The organism is Billgrantia sp. C5P2, from assembly GCF_051062895.2.
Genome location: NZ_CM128542.1, coordinates 43,900 through 65,705, shown reverse-complemented (window position 1 = coordinate 65,705; position 21,806 = coordinate 43,900). Strand labels below are relative to the sequence as shown.

The 21,806-nt window shown below is 65.8% G+C and carries 21 protein-coding genes; 4 read left to right on the top strand and 17 right to left on the bottom strand.

What is annotated here, in order from left to right:
* Positions 1–33: 33 nt before the first annotated feature.
* Together ACRWQA_RS00295 and ACRWQA_RS00290 are read right to left on the bottom strand one after the other, a co-directional pair.
* Positions 34–1,089 (bottom strand): TRAP transporter substrate-binding protein, encoded by a 1,056-nt coding sequence (locus ACRWQA_RS00295; protein WP_434229652.1) that lies wholly within the window; start codon positions 1,087–1,089, stop codon positions 34–36.
* A gap of 83 nt (positions 1,090–1,172) precedes the next feature.
* Positions 1,173–3,518: a cytochrome P450/oxidoreductase gene (locus ACRWQA_RS00290; protein WP_434229654.1), complete on the bottom strand. Its 2,346-nt coding sequence runs from the start codon at positions 3,516–3,518 to the stop codon at positions 1,173–1,175.
* Between the two features lie 154 nt (positions 3,519–3,672).
* Between ACRWQA_RS00290 and ACRWQA_RS00285 the strand changes: the two genes are divergently transcribed.
* From ACRWQA_RS00285 to ACRWQA_RS00275, 3 genes are all read left to right on the top strand, one after another.
* Entirely contained in the window at positions 3,673–4,389 is a 717-nt protein-coding gene (locus tag ACRWQA_RS00285) for an IclR family transcriptional regulator (protein ID WP_434229656.1), read from the top strand.
* 81 nt (positions 4,390–4,470) lie between these two features.
* The gene (locus ACRWQA_RS00280; protein WP_263581926.1) at positions 4,471–5,499 is read left to right on the top strand and encodes an aspartate carbamoyltransferase; all 1,029 of its coding nucleotides are present in this window, start codon (positions 4,471–4,473) and stop codon (positions 5,497–5,499) included.
* A gap of 192 nt (positions 5,500–5,691) precedes the next feature.
* Entirely contained in the window at positions 5,692–6,339 is a 648-nt protein-coding gene (locus ACRWQA_RS00275) for a hypothetical protein (protein ID WP_263581925.1), read from the top strand.
* A 57-nt stretch (positions 6,340–6,396) separates the two neighbouring features.
* On the opposite strand, the gene ruvX is transcribed toward ACRWQA_RS00275, so the two are convergent.
* The 4 genes from ruvX to gshB form a co-directional block, all read right to left on the bottom strand.
* Positions 6,397–6,849, bottom strand: a complete 453-nt coding sequence (ruvX, locus tag ACRWQA_RS00270) for a Holliday junction resolvase RuvX (RefSeq protein ID WP_434229659.1) — start codon at positions 6,847–6,849, stop codon at positions 6,397–6,399.
* 159 nt (positions 6,850–7,008) lie between these two features.
* Positions 7,009–7,581, bottom strand: a complete 573-nt coding sequence (locus ACRWQA_RS00265) for a YqgE/AlgH family protein (protein ID WP_263581915.1) — start codon at positions 7,579–7,581, stop codon at positions 7,009–7,011.
* A 28-nt stretch (positions 7,582–7,609) separates the two neighbouring features.
* Entirely contained in the window at positions 7,610–8,515 is a 906-nt protein-coding gene (locus tag ACRWQA_RS00260; RefSeq protein WP_434229662.1) for an energy transducer TonB, read from the bottom strand.
* A 48-nt stretch (positions 8,516–8,563) separates the two neighbouring features.
* A complete protein-coding gene (gene gshB, locus ACRWQA_RS00255) occupies positions 8,564–9,541 on the bottom strand; it encodes a glutathione synthase (protein ID WP_434229664.1) in 978 nt (325 codons plus the stop codon).
* A gap of 172 nt (positions 9,542–9,713) precedes the next feature.
* On the opposite strand from gshB, the gene ACRWQA_RS00250 reads away from it, so the two are divergent.
* Positions 9,714–10,259: a VOC family protein gene (locus ACRWQA_RS00250; protein ID WP_263581912.1), complete on the top strand. Its 546-nt coding sequence runs from the start codon at positions 9,714–9,716 to the stop codon at positions 10,257–10,259.
* 18 nt (positions 10,260–10,277) lie between these two features.
* Here ACRWQA_RS00250 and ACRWQA_RS00245 read toward each other — a convergent pair whose 3' ends face one another.
* From ACRWQA_RS00245 to ACRWQA_RS00195, 11 genes are all read right to left on the bottom strand, one after another.
* Entirely contained in the window at positions 10,278–11,015 is a 738-nt protein-coding gene (locus tag ACRWQA_RS00245; RefSeq protein WP_434229666.1) for a CvfB family protein, read from the bottom strand.
* A 99-nt stretch (positions 11,016–11,114) separates the two neighbouring features.
* Complete coding sequence (locus ACRWQA_RS00240) at positions 11,115–12,692, bottom strand: aldehyde dehydrogenase (NADP(+)) (RefSeq protein ID WP_446326235.1); 1,578 nt, start codon at positions 12,690–12,692, stop codon at positions 11,115–11,117.
* 47 nt (positions 12,693–12,739) lie between these two features.
* Positions 12,740–13,507: a FadR/GntR family transcriptional regulator gene (locus ACRWQA_RS00235; RefSeq protein WP_434232631.1), complete on the bottom strand. Its 768-nt coding sequence runs from the start codon at positions 13,505–13,507 to the stop codon at positions 12,740–12,742.
* A 38-nt stretch (positions 13,508–13,545) separates the two neighbouring features.
* Complete coding sequence (locus tag ACRWQA_RS00230; protein WP_263581908.1) at positions 13,546–14,343, bottom strand: NAD-dependent epimerase/dehydratase family protein; 798 nt, start codon at positions 14,341–14,343, stop codon at positions 13,546–13,548.
* Positions 14,344–14,372: 29 nt separating this feature from the next.
* On the bottom strand, positions 14,373–15,236 hold the full coding sequence (locus ACRWQA_RS00225; protein ID WP_434232634.1) for an amidohydrolase family protein: 864 nt from the start codon (positions 15,234–15,236) through the stop codon (positions 14,373–14,375).
* 4 nt (positions 15,237–15,240) lie between these two features.
* A complete protein-coding gene (locus ACRWQA_RS00220) occupies positions 15,241–16,377 on the bottom strand; it encodes a mandelate racemase/muconate lactonizing enzyme family protein (protein WP_434232637.1) in 1,137 nt (378 codons plus the stop codon).
* A 36-nt stretch (positions 16,378–16,413) separates the two neighbouring features.
* Positions 16,414–17,694 carry a TRAP transporter large permease gene (locus ACRWQA_RS00215; RefSeq protein ID WP_263581905.1) on the bottom strand — a complete coding sequence of 427 codons (1,281 nt, stop codon included), beginning with the start codon at positions 17,692–17,694 and terminating at the stop codon, positions 16,414–16,416.
* Between the two features lie 2 nt (positions 17,695–17,696).
* The gene (locus ACRWQA_RS00210; protein WP_263581904.1) at positions 17,697–18,236 is read right to left on the bottom strand and encodes a TRAP transporter small permease; all 540 of its coding nucleotides are present in this window, start codon (positions 18,234–18,236) and stop codon (positions 17,697–17,699) included.
* A 59-nt stretch (positions 18,237–18,295) separates the two neighbouring features.
* Positions 18,296–19,264, bottom strand: coding sequence for a TRAP transporter substrate-binding protein (locus ACRWQA_RS00205; protein WP_263583895.1), 969 nt, complete (start codon positions 19,262–19,264; stop codon positions 18,296–18,298).
* 76 nt (positions 19,265–19,340) lie between these two features.
* Positions 19,341–20,258: a 5-dehydro-4-deoxyglucarate dehydratase gene (gene kdgD / locus ACRWQA_RS00200; protein WP_446326234.1), complete on the bottom strand. Its 918-nt coding sequence runs from the start codon at positions 20,256–20,258 to the stop codon at positions 19,341–19,343.
* A gap of 185 nt (positions 20,259–20,443) precedes the next feature.
* Entirely contained in the window at positions 20,444–21,784 is a 1,341-nt protein-coding gene (locus tag ACRWQA_RS00195) for an enolase C-terminal domain-like protein (protein ID WP_434232605.1), read from the bottom strand.
* Positions 21,785–21,806 lie beyond the last annotated feature (22 nt).

Genomic DNA, 21,806 nt, shown 5'->3' with positions numbered 1-21,806 from the left:
GGCCGCGCTCGCTGAATAGAGGTACGCCACAACTCAGGCTTCGGGGTCGATTACCTCGTCGGCCGACAGGCCCTCTTCGCCCTCGGCGGCATCAAGCTGTTCGAAGAAGTAGGCATGCGCGGCCTCGCCGTCGACGCCCCTGGCACCGGCGGCTTCCATCCAGGCCCCGGGCAGATCGGCCGCCATCTGCTGGAAGCGCTCGATCTCCTCGGCCGGCAGTTCGATGAAGGTGTTGTCCTGCTGTTCGGCGAACTCGATGCCGCGGACGTCGACCACGTCCATCATGTAGCCGAACAGGCGCGAGAGACGCTCGCCTGAAACTTCCTGGATCGCCGTTCGATCCTCCTCGGAGAGCGAGGCCCAGGTGTCGGGGTTGATCACCAGCGAGAAGCTGCCACGGTAGAAGCCGCCCGGCATCTGCACCGTATAGGGCAATACCTCGGCCAGGCGGAAGCTCTTGAGACCCTCCAGGGTCAGCATGGCGCCATCGACCACGCCCTGGGTCGCCGCCTCGTAGGTGCTGGCCGGCGGCAACGCCACACCGGTGAGCGCCAGCGCATTGGAGATATCGCCCATCACGCCGCCACCGATGCGCACGCGCTTGCCACGAAGGTCATCCAGACTGTCGATCGATTCATTGAGAAACAGCGAGCCCGGACCGTGTACGCCCACGCCGATCACCTCGACGCCACGATGCTCGCCGGCCTCGGCGAAGTACTCGTTGTGGGTACGCCAGTAGGCCACCGAGGCGGCTTCCGAGGAGAAGTTCTCGAAGGTGGGCAGCTCAGGGAGCTTGGTCAGCTCGAAGCGCCCCGGCATCAGGCCGTGGAATAGCCAGGTGACGTCGGCCACGCCGTCGGCGATCAGCTCCATCTGGGCACCCGGCGGACCCATGTCGTGGACGACGTTGACGCTGACGCGCCCGTCGGTGGCCTCTTCGACCCACTTGCCCCAGGTCGGCCAGACGATGGTGTTGACGCCGTGGTTGGGGCCCGCCCAGGTGCTCACCGTCAGTTCGGTGGCGGCGGCCCCCTGGAAGGCGCCGAGGGAGATCGCGGCGAGCGCGGCCAGTGTCGCGAGTTTTTTCATTGTCGTTCCTCGTGAGTCCCGATTGTCAGGGTTGGCGTACTTTTATCATTGCCATGGTGAAAGGCGTGCAAGCGCAGCCATCTTTAGAGGGCCAGCACCAGTTTCTTGCCCTTGGCTCTCGAACAACAGCTCATCAGCCGGTCCTGGCCGGCGCGCTCGGCGGCGGTGAGCACCTTGTCGCGGTGATCGATCTCGCCCTCTACCACGTCGACCTGGCAGGAGCCGCAAAGCCCCTCCTCGCAGTCGCTGGGCACGTCGACACCGGCGGCGCGCAGCGCCTGCAGCAGGGTGCGGTCCGGCGCCACCTCGACGATTAGCTCGGAGTCGGCAAGCTCGACCTCGAAGGCGTGCTCCTTGGCCGGGTCCAGCAGTGCTCCCTCCGCCGAGAAGTGCTCTACATGCAGGCTACCCCCCGGCCAGTGGGCGGTACCGGCCTCGAGCGCCGCGAGTAGCCGCTCGGGGCCGCAGGCGTAGAGCAGCGTGCCTTCGCTTGGCTCGGCGAGCAGGCCAGCGAGATCGAGTCGTTCGCCCTCCTCCTTGCGGTAAAGATGCAACGTCTTGCCATGATCGCGCGCGAGCCGTTCGACGAAGGCCATACTGGACCGCGCGCGCCCGGCATAGTGCAGCTCGTAGGACTTGCCCAGCCGCTTCAAGCGGTCGGCCATGGCGAGGATCGGCGTGATGCCGATGCCGCCGGCAATCAACACGTAGTGCTCGGCCGACTCATCGAGGCGGAAGTGATTCTTGGGCCCGCGCAGGCGCAGGGTCATGCCCGGCTCTAGGTGTTCGTGGATCCAGGCCGAGCCACCTCGCCCCTGGGGCTCACGCAGCACGGCAATCTGAAGCCAGTAGGGATCGTCCACCTCGCCGCACAGCGAGTACTTGCGCACGTAGTCGCCCACGACCAGCTCGACGTGGGAGCCGGGGCTCCACTCCGGCACGCGGCGCCCACGGGGATCTTCCAGAGCGATCTGCAGCACACCCTGCGCCGCTGCCTGCATCTTGGCGACGACCATTTCCCGAGCAATGTCCTGGCGCGAGGGCGCCCCCACCGGGAAATCGCGCTGGGCGCTGCGCACCGCCGGGTCGCGGCGTTCGGGATTTTGTGCCGGATCCCAGCGCACCCACAGCGCCTCGGGGCCACGAAAGGAGGTATTGGGCAGGAAGGTGAATTCCTGTTCCTCGAGCTCCAAATGCGGCAGGCGGCGGGTGAACTCCTCGAGGAAGATGCGCATCTCCATGCGCCCCAGGTTCTTGCCCATGCACTGGTGGCTGCCGTAGCCGAAGGTGAGGTGGTCGACGGCGTTGTCGCGGTAGATGTCGAGCTCGTCGGGGTTCTCGAAGTGGGCCGGATCGTGGTTGGCCGAGGCCGTGACCATCAGGATCCTGCCGCCTCCGGGAATGGTCACGCCGCCCACCTCCACCTCGCGGGTGGCGATGCGCCGCCAGGCCACCACCGAGCCGGAGTGGCGCAGGCACTCCTCGGCCGCGGCGGGAATCAGCTCGGGGTTGTCGCACAGATCGGCCCACACCGCGGGACGCGAGAGCAGCTGGCGGAAGGCGTTGGCGGTGGCCAGCGCGGTGGTCTCGTGGGCGGCGACGATGATCGCCATCATCATCGAGTGCAGGTAGTTGTCGGTGACGATGTCCGGCTTGTGGCGGTTCTTCTCGATCATGTCGTACATCCAGCCGTGACCCTCCGGCCGGGCCTGCATCTTCCTGAGTACCTCGCCGGAGTAGTGCCAGAACTTGCCGACCCCCTCGGCCACCTCGATCTGCTGCTCCGGTGAGGGGCGTCCCCAGGTATTGAGCGTATGGGCGACGGAGAAGCGGCGCAGCTGCTCCATGTCCTCCTCGGGCACGCCGAGGAAGTGCAGCGCCACGGTGAGCGGTACTTCCCAGAACATCTCGGCAACCAGGTCAGCACGGCCGCGGTCGATGATGGCGTCGAGCTTCTCGCGCACCAGGCGGCGCACCATCGGCGCATGAGCCTCCAGCGCCTCGGGCGTAAAGGCCTCGAGCAGCTCGCGCCGCCGCGCCATGTGGGCCGGCTCGTCCTCGTTCACCAGGGTGCGGTTCATGCCATAGTCGTAACGCTCGAGCACCGCCTGGGCCTCTTTGCTTGCCGGGGTGATCTTCTCCAGCGCGATCGACGGCGAAAAGGTGAGGTTGTCGCGGAAGATCGCCTTGATGTCGTCGTAGCGGCTCACGACCCAGTAGCCGAGTTTGGGGCTGTAGAACACCGGCTCCTGCTCGCGGGACCAGCGCAGCGCCTCGGCGGGGTCGAGCTGGTAAGGGCGGTCGAAGGGGTCGAAGGCCGCCGCCCGGGGCGACACGGGGCAGCCGTTGGGCGCCAGCGGCGGCTCTCCTGGTGAGTGGAAGGGGCAGCCGACGGCACCGGCCTGGGTCCGGTGAATGGCTGATGTCATGGGGCCTCCCGCGGGGCTGTCATCCGGAATCGTGACTGTCATGTGTTGCAGTGCCTTGTTTTACTTTTATCGCACACTTGGTATCGTTCAGCGAACACATGGCTGAACATAGGCACTTTCGACGGGGACGTCAATCCCGGACGTCTGCGCTACCATGCCCAGCCATCACCAACGACTCGAGGGCTGCCGTTCGATGGCCACTACCCTGCAAACCCTGGATCGCGGCCTGCGCGCGCTGGAACTCGTCGCCGAACATGCCGATGGCATCAGCGTCGCCGAGCTCGCCGAGCAGCTTGAGGTACATCGCGCCATCGCTTACCGCATCGTCACCACCCTGGAGCAGCACGGACTGGTGGCACGCTCCAGCGAGGGCTCGCTGCGCCTGGGCGCCGGCATCTCACTGCTGGCCTCACGCTTCGAACCACAGCTGCGCGCCGTGGCCCAGCCGCTGTTGCAAGCGCTGGCCAAGGCGACACGAGCCACCGCCTTCGTCTCGGTGGCCCAGGGCGAGGAGTGCGTGGTGCTTCTCGTGGCGGAACCGGAGGAGGGGTTGCTGCGCGTGAGCTACCGGGTCGGCAGCCGCCATCCGTTGAGCCGCGGGGCCGCCGGTATCGCCATACTGGCCGGACGCGCCCCGCGCAACGACGACAGCGAGGAGGTGCGCCAGGCCCGTGCCGACGGCTACAGCCTGACCCGGGGCCAGCTGCAGCGTGGCGCGGTAGGCGTGGCGAGCCCCATCGCCACGCCGCAGTTCCGCCCCGGCGTCGAGGCCTGCGTGGGCGTAGTGGCGATGGACGACCTCGATACCGAGCGGGCGATTCGCGAAGTGAAGGCTCACGCACTCAGGCTGGCCGAGCTGGTCGGCCGTTGAGCGCAGCATCGCGCCTCGTGAAGCGAGGGGCCGGTAGCGTTACACTACGAGCCACCCTTCGCTGCCACTTCGAGGCCTTCGATGAGTCCCCACCTGCTCTCCGTTGATTCCCTGTCCCGCGATCGCGTCGACCACCTGATGCGCGTCGCCGCCCGCATGGAGCCCATCGCCCAACGCCGCCAGGTGACCCGGGTGCTGGAGGGGGCCGTACTCGGCAACCTGTTCTTCGAGGCCAGCACCCGCACCCGGGTGAGCTTCCACGCGGCCTTCTGCCGCCTGGGCGGCAGCGTGTGCGACACCACCGGCTTCACCTTCTCCTCGATGGCCAAGGGCGAGTCGCTCTATGACACCAGCCGGGTGATGAGCGGCTACTGCGACGCCATCGTCATGCGCCACCCCGACCAGGGCTCGGTGGCGGAGTTCGCCGCCGCCACCCACGTGCCGGTGATCAACGGCGGCGATGGCCCCGGCGAGCACCCCAGCCAGGCACTGCTCGACTTCTATACCATCGACAAGGAGTTCACTCGGCTGGGCAAGAAGCTTGCCGGCGCCCACGTGCTGCTGACCGGCGACCTCAAGTACGGCCGCACGGTGCATTCGCTGATCAAGCTGCTGTCGCTCTACGATCCCATGCGCATCACCCTGGTGGCGCCGCCCGGGCTCGAGATGCCGAGTTACCTGGTCGACCTGGTCGCCTCCCGCGGCCACCGCATCGAGGAGCGCGCCAGCCTGAGCGATGACTACGCGGACGTCGATGTGGTCTACACCACCCGCATCCAGAAGGAGCGTTTCACCGCGGAGATGAGCGAGGGCTTCAGCCTGTCGCGCGACTTCACCGTCGACCGTGCCTTCATGGACAAGCGCTGCGGCCGCAATACCATCGTCATGCACCCGCTGCCGCGCGACAGCCGTCCCGATGCCAACGATCTCGACGTCGACCTCAACGGCGACCCGCGCCTGGCGATCTTCCGCCAGACCGACAACGGCATCCCGGTACGCATGGCGATCTTCGCCACCCTGCTCCAAGTGGAGGAGCTGATCGAGAAGGACCTGCGCCAGGTGCGCTGGTTCGTGCCCGAGCGGGTCGGGGTGGACGATCCCGCCCTGTGACTATGCAGCCAACGCTGGGCATCGCTATGCTGATGGCGATCGTGGAATATGCGAAGCTGTCATGGCAGCCATTGGCTGCCACCCTTGACGACAAGGCTCGAGAGAGCCGACTGACGAACGACGACTCGGATAGCCAACTCGAATAACAACGGCGTTGCCGCCCAGGCAACCGGTAGAAAGGAGATGCGACGCATGACCCTGGAACGAGCGTACATACTGCTGGCGGTGTTCTACAGCGTCCTGGTGGCGATCGGCGTCATTGCCCTGCTGGTGGGCGGCGGCCCTCTTTGGGGGGTGGCATCGGTCGTGCTGGGGGCACTGGTAGCGGCCGGCCTGTGGGGCCACACCCTCGGCAAGCCGGTGATGAACCCGCGCATGTGGCGCCCGTTGGCTGGCATTCTAGCAGCCAGCTTCCTGGTGCAGATGTTCGCCGTATTCGCGCTGCACCCTCCCGGCGCCGAGCTCACCTGGCTGCTGACCGGCGCCATCTTCTCGGTGCTGCCGGCCATCATGCTGTTCCAGTACGGCAAGCGCGACCAGGAGGTATGGGCTACGCCCGAGGAGCGCGAGGGCGGCAAGATGCTCGACGAGCTGCTGGCCAGGCAGCGCGAGCTGGTGCTGGAGAAGCAGGAAGCCGACAGCCAGGCCACGGTCAGGCTGACCAAGGCGGGCAATAGCTACCGCGCCAGCGTCACCCGTGGACGAGGCGCCCATGTAGAGCGCTTCGAGGAGAGCTTCACTTGCCCCGCCACCCTGGCTTTCTTCATCATCAAGTACACCTGCATCTCGGTGAGCGACATCGCCGCGCAGTACGACGAAGAGCAGGTGCTGACGACCTGAGTCAATCCTCTAACAGGGGCTCTGACTAAGCTCCAAGGGCTCTACCCAGGCCTGCCGTCACCACCGCGACGGCAGACCCTCCCGGCGGGCGAACCAGCTCTCCAGGATCAGCACCGCCGCGATGCCGTCGACGCCTTCGTCGCGGTAGCTCTTGTTGGGGTTGCGCAGCAACCCCGATTCGCGGGCGATGGCCTTGGCCTCTCGCGTGGAGCCGCGCTCGTCGACCATCTCGCAGGGCTTGCCGTAGCGGCCATAGAGGCGCTTGCCGAATTTGCGCGCACGCAAGCTCATCTCCGACTCGCTGCCGTCCATGTTGAGCGGCAGCCCCACCACGAACAGGTCCGGCTGCCACTCCTCGACCAGCCGCGTGACGACGTTCCAGTCGGGAATGCCGTCTCGGGCCGGCAGCGGTTCGAGCTGGCGGGCGCTGGCGAGCAGTTCGTTGCCCACCGCCACGCCGATACGGCGGGTGCCGAAGTCGAAGGCCAGGATCAGGCGCTGGCCGGACATCTTGCCCCCTCGACCCCACATTCGATGCTGCAACGCGACGAACGAAGGTCAGACAAGGCGCTCAGAGGCAAGGAAGCGGAGTTTACTTGGGTGTAAATGAGCATTTCTTGTCTCTGAGCAACGCAGTATGGCCGAGTGCAGGCCGTTGCAGCGCGAATGTCACGAGTGCCCGGCCTCCCGCGACATCAAGTTGAGGTCCACACCGAGGATGCCGGCGGCGGCGCTCAGGCGCTGCTCCGGCGGTATCTTGAACAGGATGTCGCCCTCCGCCTCGACGGTGAGCCAGGCGTTGTCCTTGAGCTCCTGCTCGAGTTGGCCCGCCTCCCAGCCGGCACAGCCCAGGCACACCAGGAACTCCTCCGGCCCGTTGCCGGCGGCCAGTGCCAGCAGGATGTCCATGGAGGTGGTCAGGGCGATGTCGTCGTCCACCTGGATACTGGAATCCCAAGGCTCGCTGGAGCCCCGGTGCAGGATGAAGCCGCGATCCTTGTGGGTCGGGCCGCCGTAGTAGACCGGCGCACTGCGATGCGGGCTCTCCTCACCGTCGAGTTCGAGCTGTTCGAACAACGCATCCAGGTTGATCTCCAGCGGCCGATTGACGATCACGCCCATGGTGCCGTTCTCGTCGTGGTCACAGAGATAGCTGAGGGTGCCGGCAAAGTTGGGATCTTCCAGATGCGGCATCGCCAGCAGAAAATGATGTCTCAAGCCTAGGTTTTGCACGGATTGCATGGGACTCCCGGGCGGCGAACCAATGACCCTAGCGCACGCCAAAATGATTACCTTCCCCGAACCGCCAGACGCGGGTGATGGAGAGACTGTCCAGCTCCCCCATGGTGCTGTCGAAGGGCCGGTAGGGCCCGGCACCGTGCACGGTATCCAGTGCCGCCTGATCGAGTTCGGTATGTCCTGAGGATTGTACCACCTCCGCCTGGCGAAGCTGACCATCTCGTCCGATCACTACGCGAATGCGCAACTGGCCGTGCAGGTGGAGCGGGGCGGGATGGACGCGGTTGCCGTAATCCTCGACGCGCCGTGTCCAGTCGTCGATGTAGCGCGCCTCGGCAGCGCGCTGGGCCGCCGAGCGTGGCGAGTCGTCGGCCGAACCGGCGAGGCCGGCGTCGAGCCCCTGCTGACGAATGCTGCTGGTGGCCTGGGCCAGCAGGTCACGCCCCGAGGCCGAAGGCGCTGCGGCGGTCGGCGCCGAGGCCGATTCCGACGCTTGGGGCTCACTCTCGCGCGGCTCCGTCGACGCTGCTTCACTGGCTTGCTCGGATTCGGCGGGCTCGGGCTCGGCGGAAGGGCGCTCAGCTGTCTCGACATCTGCTGGCGTGGCCGGCTCCACGGTGCTTTCCGGCGACTCGAGTACGGGTAGCTCGTCCAGCGGTGCCGCCCGGCGCTCGGCGGGAGTTTCCTCGGCCTGCTCGCCGGCCGCCTGCTGATCCGCCTCGGCGATGGCCTCGGCCTCCACCGGCGCCTCCGCCGGGCGCGTCACCAGCACCACGTCAAGGCTCGTGCGCTCGGCCGGAGCCGGGGCAAACTGCCAGCTCGCCACCACGCCGATCAGTGCCAGATGCAGCAATAGCGCGGCCGACAGCGCCAGCCAGCGGCGGTAGGGCCGCGTGACCGGAGCGTAGTGAATGGAGTCGCTGATCGAGGCCGCCATGAATGGAGCCCAACCTCCTTTCCTAACAGAACGCTGGTTTTAACTGCGCTAGGAGCGCTGGGCCAGCCGACGCATGATGGCATCCATCAGCAGGCCGGCGATGTCGGTGCCGCGCTGGTCGTCGATTTCGCGCACGCAGGTGGGACTGGTCACGTTGATCTCGGTGATGTAGTCGCCGATCACGTCGAGCCCGACGAACATCAGCCCCTTCTCGCGAATCATCGGCTGTACCTGCTCGATCAGCCAGTGGTCGCGGGCGGTCAGCTCGCGGCTGGTGCCGGTACCGCCGGCGGCGAGGTTGCCGCGGGTCTCGCCGGCCATGGGCACCCGGGCCAGGCCGAAGGGCACCGGCTCGCCGTCAACCAGCAGGATGCGGGTATCACCATCCTTGATCTCGGGAATGTAGCGCTGGGCCATGATCTGGCGCTGGCCGCGCTCGGTCAGCGTCTCGATGATGGCGCCCAGGTTCCGGCCCTCGGGCTGTACGTGGAAGATCCCGCTGCCGCCCATTCCGTCCAGCGGCTTGAAGATCACGTCCCGATGCTCGGCGTGGAAGGCGCGCAGCACCGCCTCGCTGCAGGAGACCACCGTCGGCGTGCAGCACTGCGGGAACTGCTGAGCGAACAGTTTCTCGTTGCACTCCAGCAGGGCCCGCGTGGGATTGACCACCAGCACACCCTCGCGTTCCGCAAAGCCCAGCAGATGCACGGCATTGAGGAAGTGCGCATCGACCGGCGGGTCCTTGCGCATCAGGATCGCGTCGAGCTCGGCCAGTGGGCGCTCTTCGGGCGCGCCCAGCGCGTACCAGTCATCGGGGTTGCGAAAGGCGATCAGGTCGCGCATGCGGGCATGGGCACGCCCATCGCGCAGGAAGAGGTCCTCCTGCTCCATGTAGTGCAGCGACCAGCCACGCTCCTGGGCCGCCCACAGCATGGCAAGAGTGGTGTCCTTCTTGTAGGTGAGGTGGGCGATGGAGTCCATCACCACGCCCACGCGCAAGGGTCGTTCGCTTGTCTGTTGGCTCATTCGGCAGCGTTCCATCGTGATAAGGGAAATGAGCGCAGTATGACGCAGGGCCTCGGGCAACACCAAGATGGCTTGACAGGGCATGGCGAACGCCTCTATTTTAGTTTCAAATGAAACTATTTATTCACAAGAACAGCCCTGACGCTCCCAGCCCACCACCGTGAGACCCGCCATGATCAATATTCAGCAGATCCACCACGTCGCCTATCGCTGCCGCGATGCCAAGGAAACCGTCGAGTGGTACCAGGACAAGCTCAACATGGAGTTCCTGGTTGCCATCGCCGAGGACCGCGTACCGTCGACCAAGGCGCCCGATCCTTACATGCACCTGTTCCTGGATGCCGGCAACGGCAATATCCTGGCCTTCTTCGAACTGCCCAACTCACCGGAGATGGGGCGCGACCCCAACACACCGGAATGGGTTCAGCACATCGCCTTCCGCGTGGCCGACGAGGCGGCCCTGCTGACGGCGAAGGCGCAACTGGAGAGCAAGGGCGTGGAGGTGGTCGGACCCACCGAGCACGGTATCATCCGATCCATCTACTTCTTCGACCCCAACGGCCACCGCCTGGAGCTGACCTACGTAAAGGGCACGCCGCAACAGATGCAGCAGCTCAAGGAAGTGGCGCCGGCCATGATCGAGGAGTGGTCGAAGACCAAGCGCGCACCCAAGCATGCCGCCTGGCTGCACGAGGAGGAGTTCAGGGCGCTCGACTGAGCATCGAGCGCGGCCGGCCTAGGCCGGGTCGGAGGTGACGCCGGGCACCAGGCGGATTCCATGCGCTTCGATGACGATCAGGCGCTGCTTGTAGAGCCGTCCGATGGCCTGCTTGAAGGCGTTCTTGCTCACCCCCAGGCGCACCTTGATTGCACTGGCTTCGCTGCTGTCGGAGAGCGGCAGGTAGCCACCGCTCTCGCGCAGCGCCTTGAGCACCTGCTCGCCCACCACGTCGAGGCGTGCCGCCCCCGGTGGCAGCAGCGAGAGATCCAGCCGGCCGTCGTCGCGCACCCGCTTCACGTAGCCCTTGACCCGCTGGCCGCGGCGCAGCGGCCGGGTGACGTCGTCGCGATAGAGCAGGCCCCAGAAGCAATGATTCACCACTGCCTTGTAGCCGAGGTCGGTGGCGTCGGCTATGACCAGCTCGACCTCGTCGCCCGGCGCCAGCCCCGTCGCCTCGTCCTGGACGAAGCGATCGAGCTTCTGCGAGGCTACCGGCCGCCCCTGCTGGTCCTCGTAGAGTCGCACCAGCACGCGCTTGCCGGGCGTGGGGCGAAAGCGCTGCTCGCCGAAGGGCAACAGCACGTCCCGCGCATGCCCCCAGTCGAGGAAGGCGCCGGTCTCGTTGACCGTGACCACTTCGAGGTAGGCCACCTCGCCGACCTGGGCCTTGGGCGTGCGCAAGGCGCGACGGTCCGATGGGGGTCTTGGGGAATTCGGACGTCCCTGGCGGCGATCGTGTGGGGGAGAGGCCATGCATGACTCCACAGGTGGGTAGGCAGCCATTATGGCAAATACGGGACGAAAAAGGCGGCCCGCAGGCCGCCAAAGGTTCCAGTCATTTAAGTGTTGGCGCTACACCTCGCGCTTGCCATCGACCAGCCGCGACACCTGCCACGGGTTGCCGTCCTTGAGCGGCTCCGGCAGCAGCCCCTGCGGCAGGGCCTGGTAGCACACCGGGCGCAGGAAACGGAAGATCGCCGCGCTGCCCACCGAGGTGGTGCGGCTGTCGGAGGTCGCCGGGTAGGGCCCGCCGTGAACCATGGCGTGACACACCTCGACGCCCGTCGGCCAGCCGTTGGCCAGGATCCGCCCCGCCTTGCGCTCGAGGATCGGCAGCAGGGCTTTCGCCGCGTCCAGGTCGCCGTCGTCCATCTGCAGGGTGGCGGTGAGCTGGCCTTCGAGCTGGCTCGCCACGCGCTTTACTTCCTCCAGGTCGGCGCACTCGATCACCAGCGAGGTGGCGCCGAACACCTCTTCCTGCAGTTCGGTCTCGTTCAGGAAGTCGTTCGCCGTGGTGACGAACAGCCCCGCCTGGCACGGATGGGCCGATTCGCCGGCCTGGCCGTGGGCGACTTCCCTGACTTTCGCGTTCGACGCGAGCCGACCCACGCCCTGTTCATAGGCCGCGTGGATGCCCGGGGTGAGCATGGTCTGGGCGCCACTCTGCTTCACGGCTTCGCCCGCGGCCTCGACGAAGGCGTCGAGCTCGGGGCTCTTGACCGCGATGACCAGGCCCGGGTTGGTGCAGAACTGCCCGGCACCCATGTTGAGCGAGGCGACGAAGCCCTCGGCGAGCTGGGCACCGCGTGCCTTGAGGGCCTCGGGCAGCAGGAACACCGGGTTGATCGAGCTCATCTCGGCGTAGACCGGGATCGGCTGCGGGCGCGATTGGGCGGTCTTCATCAGCGCCGTGCCGCCGCCGCGCGAGCCGGTGAAGCCCACCGCCTGGATGCGCGGGTCGCTGACCAGCGCCTGGCCGATCTCGCTGCCCGAGCCGAACAGCAGCGAGAACACCCCTTCGGGCAGACCGTTCTTCTCCACGGCCTGCTGTACCGCGCGGCCGACCAGCTCCGAGGTGCCGGGGTGGGCGGAGTGGCCCTTGACGATCACCGGGCAGCCGGCGGCCAGTGCCGAGGCGGTGTCGCCACCGGCCACGCTGAAGGCCAGCGGGAAGTTCGAGGCGCCGAATACCGCGACGGGGCCGAGCGGAATGTGGCGCTGGCGCAGGTCGGCACGGGGCATGGGTTGACGCTCCGGCAGGGCCGGGTCGAGGCGCAGGTCGAGCCACTCGCCGGCGCGCACCACGGAAGCGAACAGGCGCAGCTGGCCGCAGGTGCGGCCGCGCTCGCCTTCCAGGCGCGCCCGCGGCAGGCCGGTCTCGGCCATGGCGCGCTCGATCAGTGCGTCGCCGATCGCCTCGATCTCGCCGGCCACGGCCTCGAGGAACGCCGCGCGCTGCTCCAGCGAAGTCTCGCGGTAGGTCGCGAAGGCCGCCTCGGCCAGCTCACAGGCGCGTTCGACCTCGGCCTTGCTGCCGCCCGCGTAGGTGGGTTCCAACGTCTCGCCGGTGGCGGGATTGACGGCGTGGATGGGCTTGGAACTGCCGCTGACGGCCTCGCGGCCGATCAGCATCTTGCCTTCCAGGGACATATGGGGCTCCTGTTCTTCGGTGTAGCGTCGCCAGGAGAGCCGTGGTTTCAGGCTTCCTGATACTTGGCGTACATGTTTCGCGCGCGGTTGAGATGCTGGTACATCATTTCGCGCGCCGCCTCGGTATCTCGAGCCAGGATCGCCTCGAGAATGTAGGTGTGTTCCTCCTCCACGCGGGCGAGGTACTTGTCGGTGGCCGCGGTGTTGATTTCGATGCTCATCAGCTTGGCGCGGGGAATCACACTCTGGCTCAGCTGCTCGTAGAAGACCTTGAAGAAGGGGTTCTTGGTGGCAGCGGCGATGGCATAGTGAAATCCGTAATCCTCCTCGCGCGCCTGGGACTTCGCCGCTCTGGCCTCGATGAAGGCGGCATGCTTTTCTCTCAGGATGCGACGATCCTCCTCGTCGTGTCGCTCGGCGGCCAGCGCCGCCGCCGCCGGTTCGAGATTGAGCCGCAGCTCGAGCACATGGAGGATGTCCTCGACAGTGGTCGGGCTGATCCGCTCGGCCGGCATCGCCTCGACGATGGTCGAGCGCAGCACGGTGGTGCCGACGCCGCGGCGCGTCTCGACCAGCCCCAACGACTTGAGATGCGTGATGGCCTCGCGGATCACCGTACGGCTGACGCCGAAGGCCTCGCACAGCCCGTTCTCGGTCGGCAGCTTCTCGCCCACGCTGATACCGCCGTTGACGATCAGCGCCTCGAGCTGGTCGGCGACATGCAAGGATAGGCTTCCCTGACGTGAAAGCTTCTGTACTTTCAGTGGCTTGGAGTCATCCTTGAGAACGCTTTTGCCTGCCATATCGCCATCCATCGGTCATGGGTCGTCGTTGAGGAGTCCCTCGGCCGTCGTCAGTCGTCGGGGTGGCCGGAGGTGGCAAACGGCCCGCCCTGGTAGATGACAGCGGGATCCTTGGGGTCGAGGTTCGCATCGAGTGCTTCCATCTCTTCGCGCCAAGGGTCCGAGCTGTCCTTCGGTACCCAGCCGAGGAAGGCGGCCTTGCTGTTGTCCCACCAGCGTTCGGCGTTGTTCGAGAAGCCGTAGACCACGGTATAGGCCAGGCGCGGCGTGACGATGGCACGCTGCACCAGGCTGACGAAATCCTCGGCGCTCAGCCAGATCGCCAGCTTGCGCGTATCGGTCGGCTTGGGGTGGCACCAGCCGATGCGCACGCTGAGGGTCTCGACGCCGAACTTGTCATGATACAGACACGCCAGATCCTCGCCGAAACACTTGGTCACACCGTAGAGCGAGTCGGGTCGATGCGGCACATCGGCATCGATCCGCTGCGTGCGCTCGTAGTACCCGGTGGTGTGGTTGGAGCTGGCAAAGATCACCCGCGGCTTGCCATGGCGGCGCACCGCCTCGTACAGATTGTAGGTGCCGACGATGTTGGCCTGCAGCAGGCTCGCCCAGGGTTTCTCCACCGAGACCCCTCCCAGGTGCACGATGGCGTCGCACCCCTGGACCAGCTCATTGACAGCATCGGCATCGCCAAGATCACAAGGCACGAGCTCTTCATGGGCGGCCGCCTCACCGAGATCGGCGATGTCCGACAGCCGCACCCGGCGGGCAAGCTGCGCCAGGTGGGGCCGAATGATGCGGCCCATGCCACCGGCGGCGCCCGTTACCAACAGACGATCGATCATGCATTTCCTCCTCAAGCAGACAATAGGGTTCAGAAGCCGTACAGGGCGGCGGGGTTGTCGACCAGGATGCGACGGCGGTCCTCGGCGCCGGCCCACTCGAGCAGCACGTCGAGCTGTTCGGCATCGTCCGGATATTGCTCGCGCGGCACGCCGACGTGGGGCCAGTTCGAGCCCCAGATCACCCGCTCGGGGGCATGGGCGATGACCCGACGGGCGATGGCTCCTACGTCCTCGTAGCGCGGCCCACCGGTCACGCTCGCCTCGTAGCCGGCGCAGATCTTGAACCAGGCATTGCCGCGATCTAGCAGCCGCAGGAGGTCGTCGACGCGGCGATCGTCTGCCGCCACCGGCGGCATGAACTTGCCGATGTGGTCGATGATGTATTCCCCCTCGATGCGCTGCAGGCCTTCGAGATAATCGTCCAGGTGCTGACCGTTGAACTGCACCATCAGGTGCCAACCCAGCGGGCGGATCAGGCGCTCGACCTCGAGCATGCTGGCATGGGTCACCGCGCCGCCGGGCAGGTTCATGATCCGTGCCCCGCGCACACCCTTCTCGTGCCAGGCGCGCAACGCCGCGCCAGGCGTCTGCGGTGTCACCGCTGCCACCCCGCGGGCGGAGGTCGTTCCCAACTGGGTCAGCGCCTCGAGCAGGGCGCCGTTGTCGAGCTGATAGGCGTTCGGCTGTGTGACTATCACCCGCTCCAGCCCCAGGCGCGCCTGCACCTTGGCGTAGTCCGCGGGCGTCGCCAGCTCGGCGATGTCGGGCCCGCCGGGCTGGGCCTCGAAGCCGGGCAGGTAGAGATGAATGTGGCAGTCGGTGGCGCCCGGCGGCGTCTCGAGCCGCGGCGCCGGCCCTTCCAGCGGCCGGGTATTGGCAGGTATCGCTGTCACGTCGTCATGCCTCCTTGAGGGCAAAGCGGCTGAGCGCCCCGCGGTCGATCTCGATGCCGAGGCCGGGTCCGTCCGGAATCGTCACTACGCCCCGGTCGTGCTCGATAGGCGTCGTCACCACTGCCTGGCGGAAGGGATTGACGGTGCGGTCGAACTCGAGAATGGGCTCGATCGGGCTTCGCCGCGGCGGGTTGGGCGGCAGCGCGGCCATGAACTGCAGGCTGGCGGCCAGGCATACCGCCGTGCCCCATACGTGCGGTACCAGACGCACGCCATGCAGCGCCGCCATATCGGCCACCCGGCGAATCTCGCTGAAGCCGCCGACGCCGCAGATGTCGGGCTGGAGGATGTCCACGGCGCGGGTGGCGAGGGGCTCCTGCATGGCATAGCGGCCGTGCCAGGTCTCGCCGCCGGCGACCGGAATCGGTTGGTCGGCGCGCACCGCACGGTAGGCGGATACGTGCTCGGGCAGTACCGGCTCCTCGAACCAATCGATGCCGAACTGCGCCGCGCGCCGCCCCACTTCGACGGCTTCCAGATAATCGTAGCCGTGGTTGGCGTCGATCATCAGGCGCAGCTCGGGGCCGATCGCCTCGCGTACCGCCTCGATCACGCGCAGGTCCTCCTCGACGTCGAAGCCGATCTTGATCTTCACCGCATGAAAGCCCTCGCGACGGTATCCCGCCACTTCCCGTGCGATGTCCTCGACGCGATCCACGCCCTCGCGGCGGAACGAGCCAGTGGCGTAGGCCCGCACGCTGTCCCGAAAGCGGCCGCCGAGCAGGGTCGAGATCGGCACGCCGAAGCGCTTGCCCTTGATATCCCACAGGGCGATGTCGATGCCGCTAAGGGCGGTGACGGTCAGCCCGCGCTGGCCCTGGTCGCGCAGCCGATTGTAGAGGTCGAGCCAGACCTTCTCGGTCTGCAGCGGATCCTGGCCGACCAGGGCGGCGGCGTAGGCCTGCACGACAGCGGCGTTGGGCTTGGCAGGCCCCAGGCACTCGCCCCAGCCGGTGGTGCCGTCGTCGCAGACGACCTCGACCAGGCAGTGCTGGCGCCGGCTGAAATGCATGGAGGCACTTTCGAACGCGGTTTCCAACGCATGGTCGAGGATATGGGTGTGCACGGCTGCAATCTTCATATGTTGAGTCCGTTATGCGGTTCTATCGTTGGGTGCTCAGCGGAACAGCGCAGGCAGCGACAGCGAGACGGCCGGCACGTAGGTCACCAGCATCAGGGCGACGAACAGCGCCAGGTAGAACGGCCAGATGGTGCGCACGGCCTGCTCGATCTTGATCTTGCCGATCACGCAGCCGACGAACAGACAGGCCCCCACCGGCGGTGTACACAGGCCGAGGCCCAGATTCATCATCATGATGATGCCGAACTGGATCGGGTCCATGCCGAACTGCATGGCCACCGGCAGGAAGATCGGCGTGCAGATCAGGATCAACGCCGCCATGTCCATGATCATGCCGAGCACCAGCAGCAGCAGGTTGAGCAGCAGGAAGATGACGATGGGCTTGTCGGAGAGCGCCAGGAGCATGTCGGTCAGCAGCAGCGGCACGTTGTAGAGCGCCAGCAGATAGGAGAACGCCGAGGCGCAGCCGACCAGGATCATGACCAGCGAGGTGGTCTTCACCGACTGTATCACCGCTGCCTTGAATGACGCCCAGCGCAGCTCGCGATAGACCAGCGCCGTGACCACGATGGCGTAGATGGCGCCGAAGGCCCCGGATTCGGTCACGGTGAGAATGCCCGACAGCACCCCGCCGACGATGATCACGGCGGTCATCAAGCCCGGCAGGGCCGCGGCCAGGCTGATGACCAGCACGTCCCAGCCGGGAAATGTCTCGCCCTTGTAGCCGCGCTTCACCGCCACCAGATAGGCCGCCACGGCCAGGGTCAGACACATCAGGATGCCCGGCACGATACCGGCGATGAACAGCTGGGTGACCGAGATGCCGCCGCCGGCCGCCACGGCGTAGAGGATCATGTTGTGGCTCGGCGGGATCACCACCCCGGCGACCGAAGAGGTCACCGTGACGTTGACGGCGTAGTCGGCGTCATAGCCCTTCTCCTTCATCACCGGCACCAGAATCGAACCGAGCGCCGACGTATCGGCCACGGCGGAGCCCGAGATACCGCCGAACAGCATCGATGAGGTGACGTTGACGATCCCCAGGCCACCGCGCATCCGCCCCACCGCGGCGGAGGCCAGGCGCACCAGGCGGGTGGAAATGCCGCCGTGCAACATCAGTTCGCCGGCAAAGATGAAGAACGGGATGGCGAGCAGCGAGAAGACTGAAATGCCCGACAGGATGCGCTGGAAAGCGACGAACAGCGGCAGCCCCTCGTAGAGGAAGGTCGCGACGGCGGCCAGCCCCACGGCGAAGGCAACGGGCGCCCCGGCCAGCAGGCCGAGAAAGAAGAGTCCGAACAGAATGGCAAGGCCCATGGTCAGTTGCCCTCGTCAGAGTCGTTGCCGGAGAGTCGCGACACGATATTGGCCACGGAGAACAGTACGATCAGGCCCCCACAGATGACCAACGGCGCGGCTCGCCAGCTTTCGGAAAGTTTGATCATCGGGATCGCCCGCTCGAGGTTGGCCATGACCAGCCCCCAGCCCTGGTAGGCCATGAAGGCACCGAAGGCGACGACGAACAGGTCGGCGAGATAGCGAAAGGTCGTCTTGAAAGGCTCGGGCATCCCCTCGCGCACGAAATCGATGCTCAGGTGGGTATTGCCCCTGACACCGGCCGCCGCCCCCAGGCAGGTGATGTAGACCACCAGCACCAGCGATGCCTGCTCCACCCAGGTCGGGGTGTTGTTCAGCACATAGCGACCGAAGACCAGCCAGCCGAAGATGGCAATGAGAAAGACCAGCAGCACGCCGGCAATCGCCAGACAGAGGTTGGCAATGGCGTCCAGAGTCCAACTTGCTCGCTTGCGAAACCGAGGACGATTCACGGCAACCTCTTGATCAGCACAGGTTCTCATGGCGTATGTCTCCTGCCTCCCCGGCGCACCCGGCGCCGGAGAGGACGTCACTGCGGAGCTCAGTTCGAGTTCCGGATGGCGTCGACCAGGTCCTCGAGGTCAGGGTTCTCCTCGATGAAGGCCGCATAGACGGGTTCCATCTTCTCCTGGAAGGCCGCCTTGTCCTCCACCTCGTTGATCTCGATACCGGCGTCCAGCACGATCTGCCGGCTCCGCTGAGACCCCTCGACCCATAGCTGACGCTGCAGTTCGGATGCCTTGATCGCCTCCTCGCGCACGATCTCCTGATCTTCGGGCGACAGCGCCTCCCAGCTCGCCTTGGCGATGCACAGGCACTCGGGGATGATCAGGTGCTCCGTGAGGGAGTAGTAGTCGGCTGCCTCGTAGTGGTTGCTGGATTCGAAGGAGGGATAGTTGTTCTCCGCACCGTCGAGCACACCCGTCGTGAGCGACTGGTAAACCTCACCGTAGGCCATCGGCGTGGCATTGCCGCCCAGCGCCTCGATCATCTCGACGTACAGGTCGTTGTTCATGACCCGGATCTTCAGGCCCTGCACGTCTTCGGGCGTGTGAATGGGGCGCTTGGTGTTGTAGAGGCTGCGAGCGCCTGAATCGAACCAGGAAAGGGCAATCAGGTTCTTCTCCGCCAAGGCGTCGGCGAACTGCTGGCCGATGTCGCCATCCATCACCTCGTGCATGTGCTCGATGCTGCTGAAGATGAAGGGCAGCGAGAGCACGTTGGTTTCCTTCACGATGGGGCCCATCGGTCCCATGTTGAAGTTGGCGAAGTCGAGTACCCCGCTGCGGGTCTGCTCGATCGCGTCCGGCTGGTCGCCGAGTACGCCGTTATTGTAGACCTGCACCGTGAGGCGCCCCTCGGTCCTCTCCGTTACGCTCTCGGCGAACGACTCGAGTGCTTCGGTATTGGGATAGCCCGGCGGATGAATGTTCCAGCCGCGCCAATTCTCGGCCTGGGCCGGCAGCGACAGCAGCATCACGGCGGCGGATACGGCAACGGCACTCATCATCTTGGTTGTCGGATGAATTGTTTTCACGACGCACTCCTCGTTGTTCTTGGTGTTGTGGTTGGGTGAGAGGGTTGGATTAGAAATGACGAGCGACGCCGATCAGCACCTCCAACCGGTTCCGCTCTTCCTGGGTGGGCATGACCAGTGGCGCTCGCACGCTCCCGGCCGGACGTCCGATGATCTCGGCACCCGCCTTGATCAAGCTGACGGCATAGCCCGCTTTTCTGTCCCTGAGATCGACGAAGGGAATGAAGAAGTCGTTGGTGATCTGCTTCACCACCTCTCGGTTCCCCTGACGCAACTCCTTGTAGAACCTGACCGCCATGTCCGGCACGAAATTGAACACGGCCGAGGAATAGGTGTTCACGCCGATGGAGAGGTAGGCCTCGGCAAAGATCTCCGCGGTGGGCACGCCACCGATGTAGACCAGGCGATCCCCTACCGTCTTGACGATCTTGTTGAGCAGCTGGATATCGCCCTTGCCGTCCTTCAGGCCGATCAGATTGGGGCACCGGTCCGCCAGCGCCTGGACCGAGTCGGCATCGAGGATGCCATTGCCGCGGTTGTAGTAGATGACATTCAGCGGCGTCGCATCGCAGATCTGCCGAGCGTATTCGACCAGCCCCTCCTGCGGGCACTCGGTCAGGTAGGGCGGCATCAGCAGGATACCGTCGGCCCCCGCCTCCTCGGCGGCCTTGGCAAAAGCCTTGGCGCTCGCCACGCTCAGCCCGGCGCTGGCAATCACCGGCAGCTTGCCGCCGACGGTCTCGACGGCCACACGCACGACCTCCTGATACTCATCGAGCGACAGATTGAAGAATTCGCCCGTGCCGCCAGCCACGAAGACGGCGGAGATGTCATGACTGACGAACCACTCCAGGCGACGGCGGTAGCTGTCGGCATCGAAGCGGCCATTGCCATCGAAATCGGTGATGGGAAAGGACAGCAACCCATCGCCCACGGCCCTCATTACGGCGGCTCTGGAAAATTCCACGCATCGTTCCTCTTGGTCGACGCCTCACCGGTTCCGTTCCAAGGCAGTTGAACGGCTCGGGAGAGCGGTAAGGTGCTGCTTGTTGTCATACATCATACAACACATAAATTAATCTGCTGCACCAAGGGTTGCAAGCCAGCCCATGGTCCAATCGACTAAAGTGCAATTCCAATGCGCGTTGCCTGTCAGCGCACCAGTGCCGGCTTCTTCGGATCGAACTCCCAGCCGGGGTTCAGGTACTGCATGGCCATGGCGTCATTGCGCCCACCAGCGGGCAGCTTCCGATAGAGACTGTTGGCCTCTTCGACGCGGCCCATGTCGAGTTCGATACCCAATCCCGGCGCCTTGGGCACCGACACCTTGCCGTCGACGATCTCCAGCGGCTCCTTGGCCAGACGTGCATCGGACTCCTGCCAGATCCAGTGAGTGTCCAACGCCGTGATGCGGCCCACGGCAGCCGCGCCCACATGTACGAACATCGCCAGCGAGACATCGAAGTGATTGTTGGAGTGAGACCCCCATGTCATGCCGTGGTCCTGGCACAGTTGCGATACACGTACGGCACCGGAGAGCGTCCAGAAATGTGGGTCGGCCAGAGGAATGTCCACCGAGCGCAGCATCAAGGCGTGGGCCATTTCCCGCCAGTTGGTGGCCACCATGTTGGTCGCCACGGGCAGACCGGTGGCATGGCGGAACTCGGCCAGGATCTCTCGGCCGGAGAAACCCTGCTCGGCGCCGCACGGATCTTCGGCGTAGGCCAACACGCCGCGCAGGTCACGGCATAGGCCCACTGCCTCGTTCAGCGACCAGGCTCCGTTGGGGTCGATGGTCACCCGCGCCGCGGGAAATGCCTTGGCCAGCTCGGTCACAGCCTCGATCTCCTGCCCCCCCGGCAGCACACCCCCCTTGAGCTTGAAATCCTTGAAGCCATAGCGATCCTGCGCCGCCCGGGCCAGCGCCACGATGCTTTCCGGCGTCAGTGCCTCCTCGTCGCGCAGGCGGTACCATTCATGGCCCCCGCCGGTAGTGCCGCGCCGATACTCCAGCGGTGTCGCATGTCCATCGCCGATGAAGAACAGGTAGCCCAGCACCTCCACACTATCGCGCTGCGGCCCATCACCCAGCAGTTCCACTACCGGCACGCCGAGAAACTTGCCCAGCAGGTCGAGTAGTGCGGCCTCCAGCGCCGCCACGGCGTTGACGCGCAACTCGAAGGTCCAAGATCCCTTGCCGAAGTCCTCGAAATCGGCACTGCGCCCAGCGGAGTGCAACGAGGCTACCAAGGAGCGCAGCTTGCCGATGGGCTGCCCCATCACGAGCGGACGCGCCATCTCCAGCGATTGCCGGATCGTTTCACCGCCCGGTGCCTCGCCCACGCCCACGTTGCCCGAACTGTCCTTGAGCAGGATCAGATTGCGCGTGAACCAGGGCGAGTGCGCGCCTCCGATATTGAGCAGCATGCTGTCGCGTCCAGCCACGGGAATGACCGACACCTCTTCGATGACCGGCGTCTGGGAATACGTCACACCTCACCTCCTGTGCCCACGC

Coding starts and splice junctions, on each gene's coding strand:
- ACRWQA_RS00205 (WP_263583895.1), bottom strand. CDS start 19,264: ATGATGAGTGCCGTTGCCGTATCCGCCGCCGTGATGCTGCTGTCGCTG.
- ACRWQA_RS00295 (WP_434229652.1), bottom strand. CDS start 1,089: ATGAAAAAACTCGCGACACTGGCCGCGCTCGCCGCGATCTCCCTCGGC.
- ACRWQA_RS00230 (WP_263581908.1), bottom strand. CDS start 14,343: ATGATCGATCGTCTGTTGGTAACGGGCGCCGCCGGTGGCATGGGCCGC.
- ACRWQA_RS00280 (WP_263581926.1), top strand. CDS start 4,471: ATGAGTCCCCACCTGCTCTCCGTTGATTCCCTGTCCCGCGATCGCGTC.
- ACRWQA_RS00235 (WP_434232631.1), bottom strand. CDS start 13,507: ATGGATGGCGATATGGCAGGCAAAAGCGTTCTCAAGGATGACTCCAAG.
- ACRWQA_RS00215 (WP_263581905.1), bottom strand. CDS start 17,694: ATGGGCCTTGCCATTCTGTTCGGACTCTTCTTTCTCGGCCTGCTGGCC.
- ACRWQA_RS00285 (WP_434229656.1), top strand. CDS start 3,673: ATGCCCAGCCATCACCAACGACTCGAGGGCTGCCGTTCGATGGCCACT.
- ACRWQA_RS00250 (WP_263581912.1), top strand. CDS start 9,714: ATGATCAATATTCAGCAGATCCACCACGTCGCCTATCGCTGCCGCGAT.
- ACRWQA_RS00210 (WP_263581904.1), bottom strand. CDS start 18,236: ATGAGAACCTGTGCTGATCAAGAGGTTGCCGTGAATCGTCCTCGGTTT.
- ACRWQA_RS00245 (WP_434229666.1), bottom strand. CDS start 11,015: ATGGCCTCTCCCCCACACGATCGCCGCCAGGGACGTCCGAATTCCCCA.
- ACRWQA_RS00265 (WP_263581915.1), bottom strand. CDS start 7,581: ATGCAATCCGTGCAAAACCTAGGCTTGAGACATCATTTTCTGCTGGCG.
- ACRWQA_RS00260 (WP_434229662.1), bottom strand. CDS start 8,515: ATGGCGGCCTCGATCAGCGACTCCATTCACTACGCTCCGGTCACGCGG.
- ACRWQA_RS00290 (WP_434229654.1), bottom strand. CDS start 3,518: ATGACATCAGCCATTCACCGGACCCAGGCCGGTGCCGTCGGCTGCCCC.
- ACRWQA_RS00220 (WP_434232637.1), bottom strand. CDS start 16,377: ATGAAGATTGCAGCCGTGCACACCCATATCCTCGACCATGCGTTGGAA.
- gshB (WP_434229664.1), bottom strand. CDS start 9,541: ATGAGCCAACAGACAAGCGAACGACCCTTGCGCGTGGGCGTGGTGATG.
- ACRWQA_RS00275 (WP_263581925.1), top strand. CDS start 5,692: ATGACCCTGGAACGAGCGTACATACTGCTGGCGGTGTTCTACAGCGTC.
- ACRWQA_RS00240 (WP_446326235.1), bottom strand. CDS start 12,692: ATGTCCCTGGAAGGCAAGATGCTGATCGGCCGCGAGGCCGTCAGCGGC.
- ruvX (WP_434229659.1), bottom strand. CDS start 6,849: ATGTCCGGCCAGCGCCTGATCCTGGCCTTCGACTTCGGCACCCGCCGT.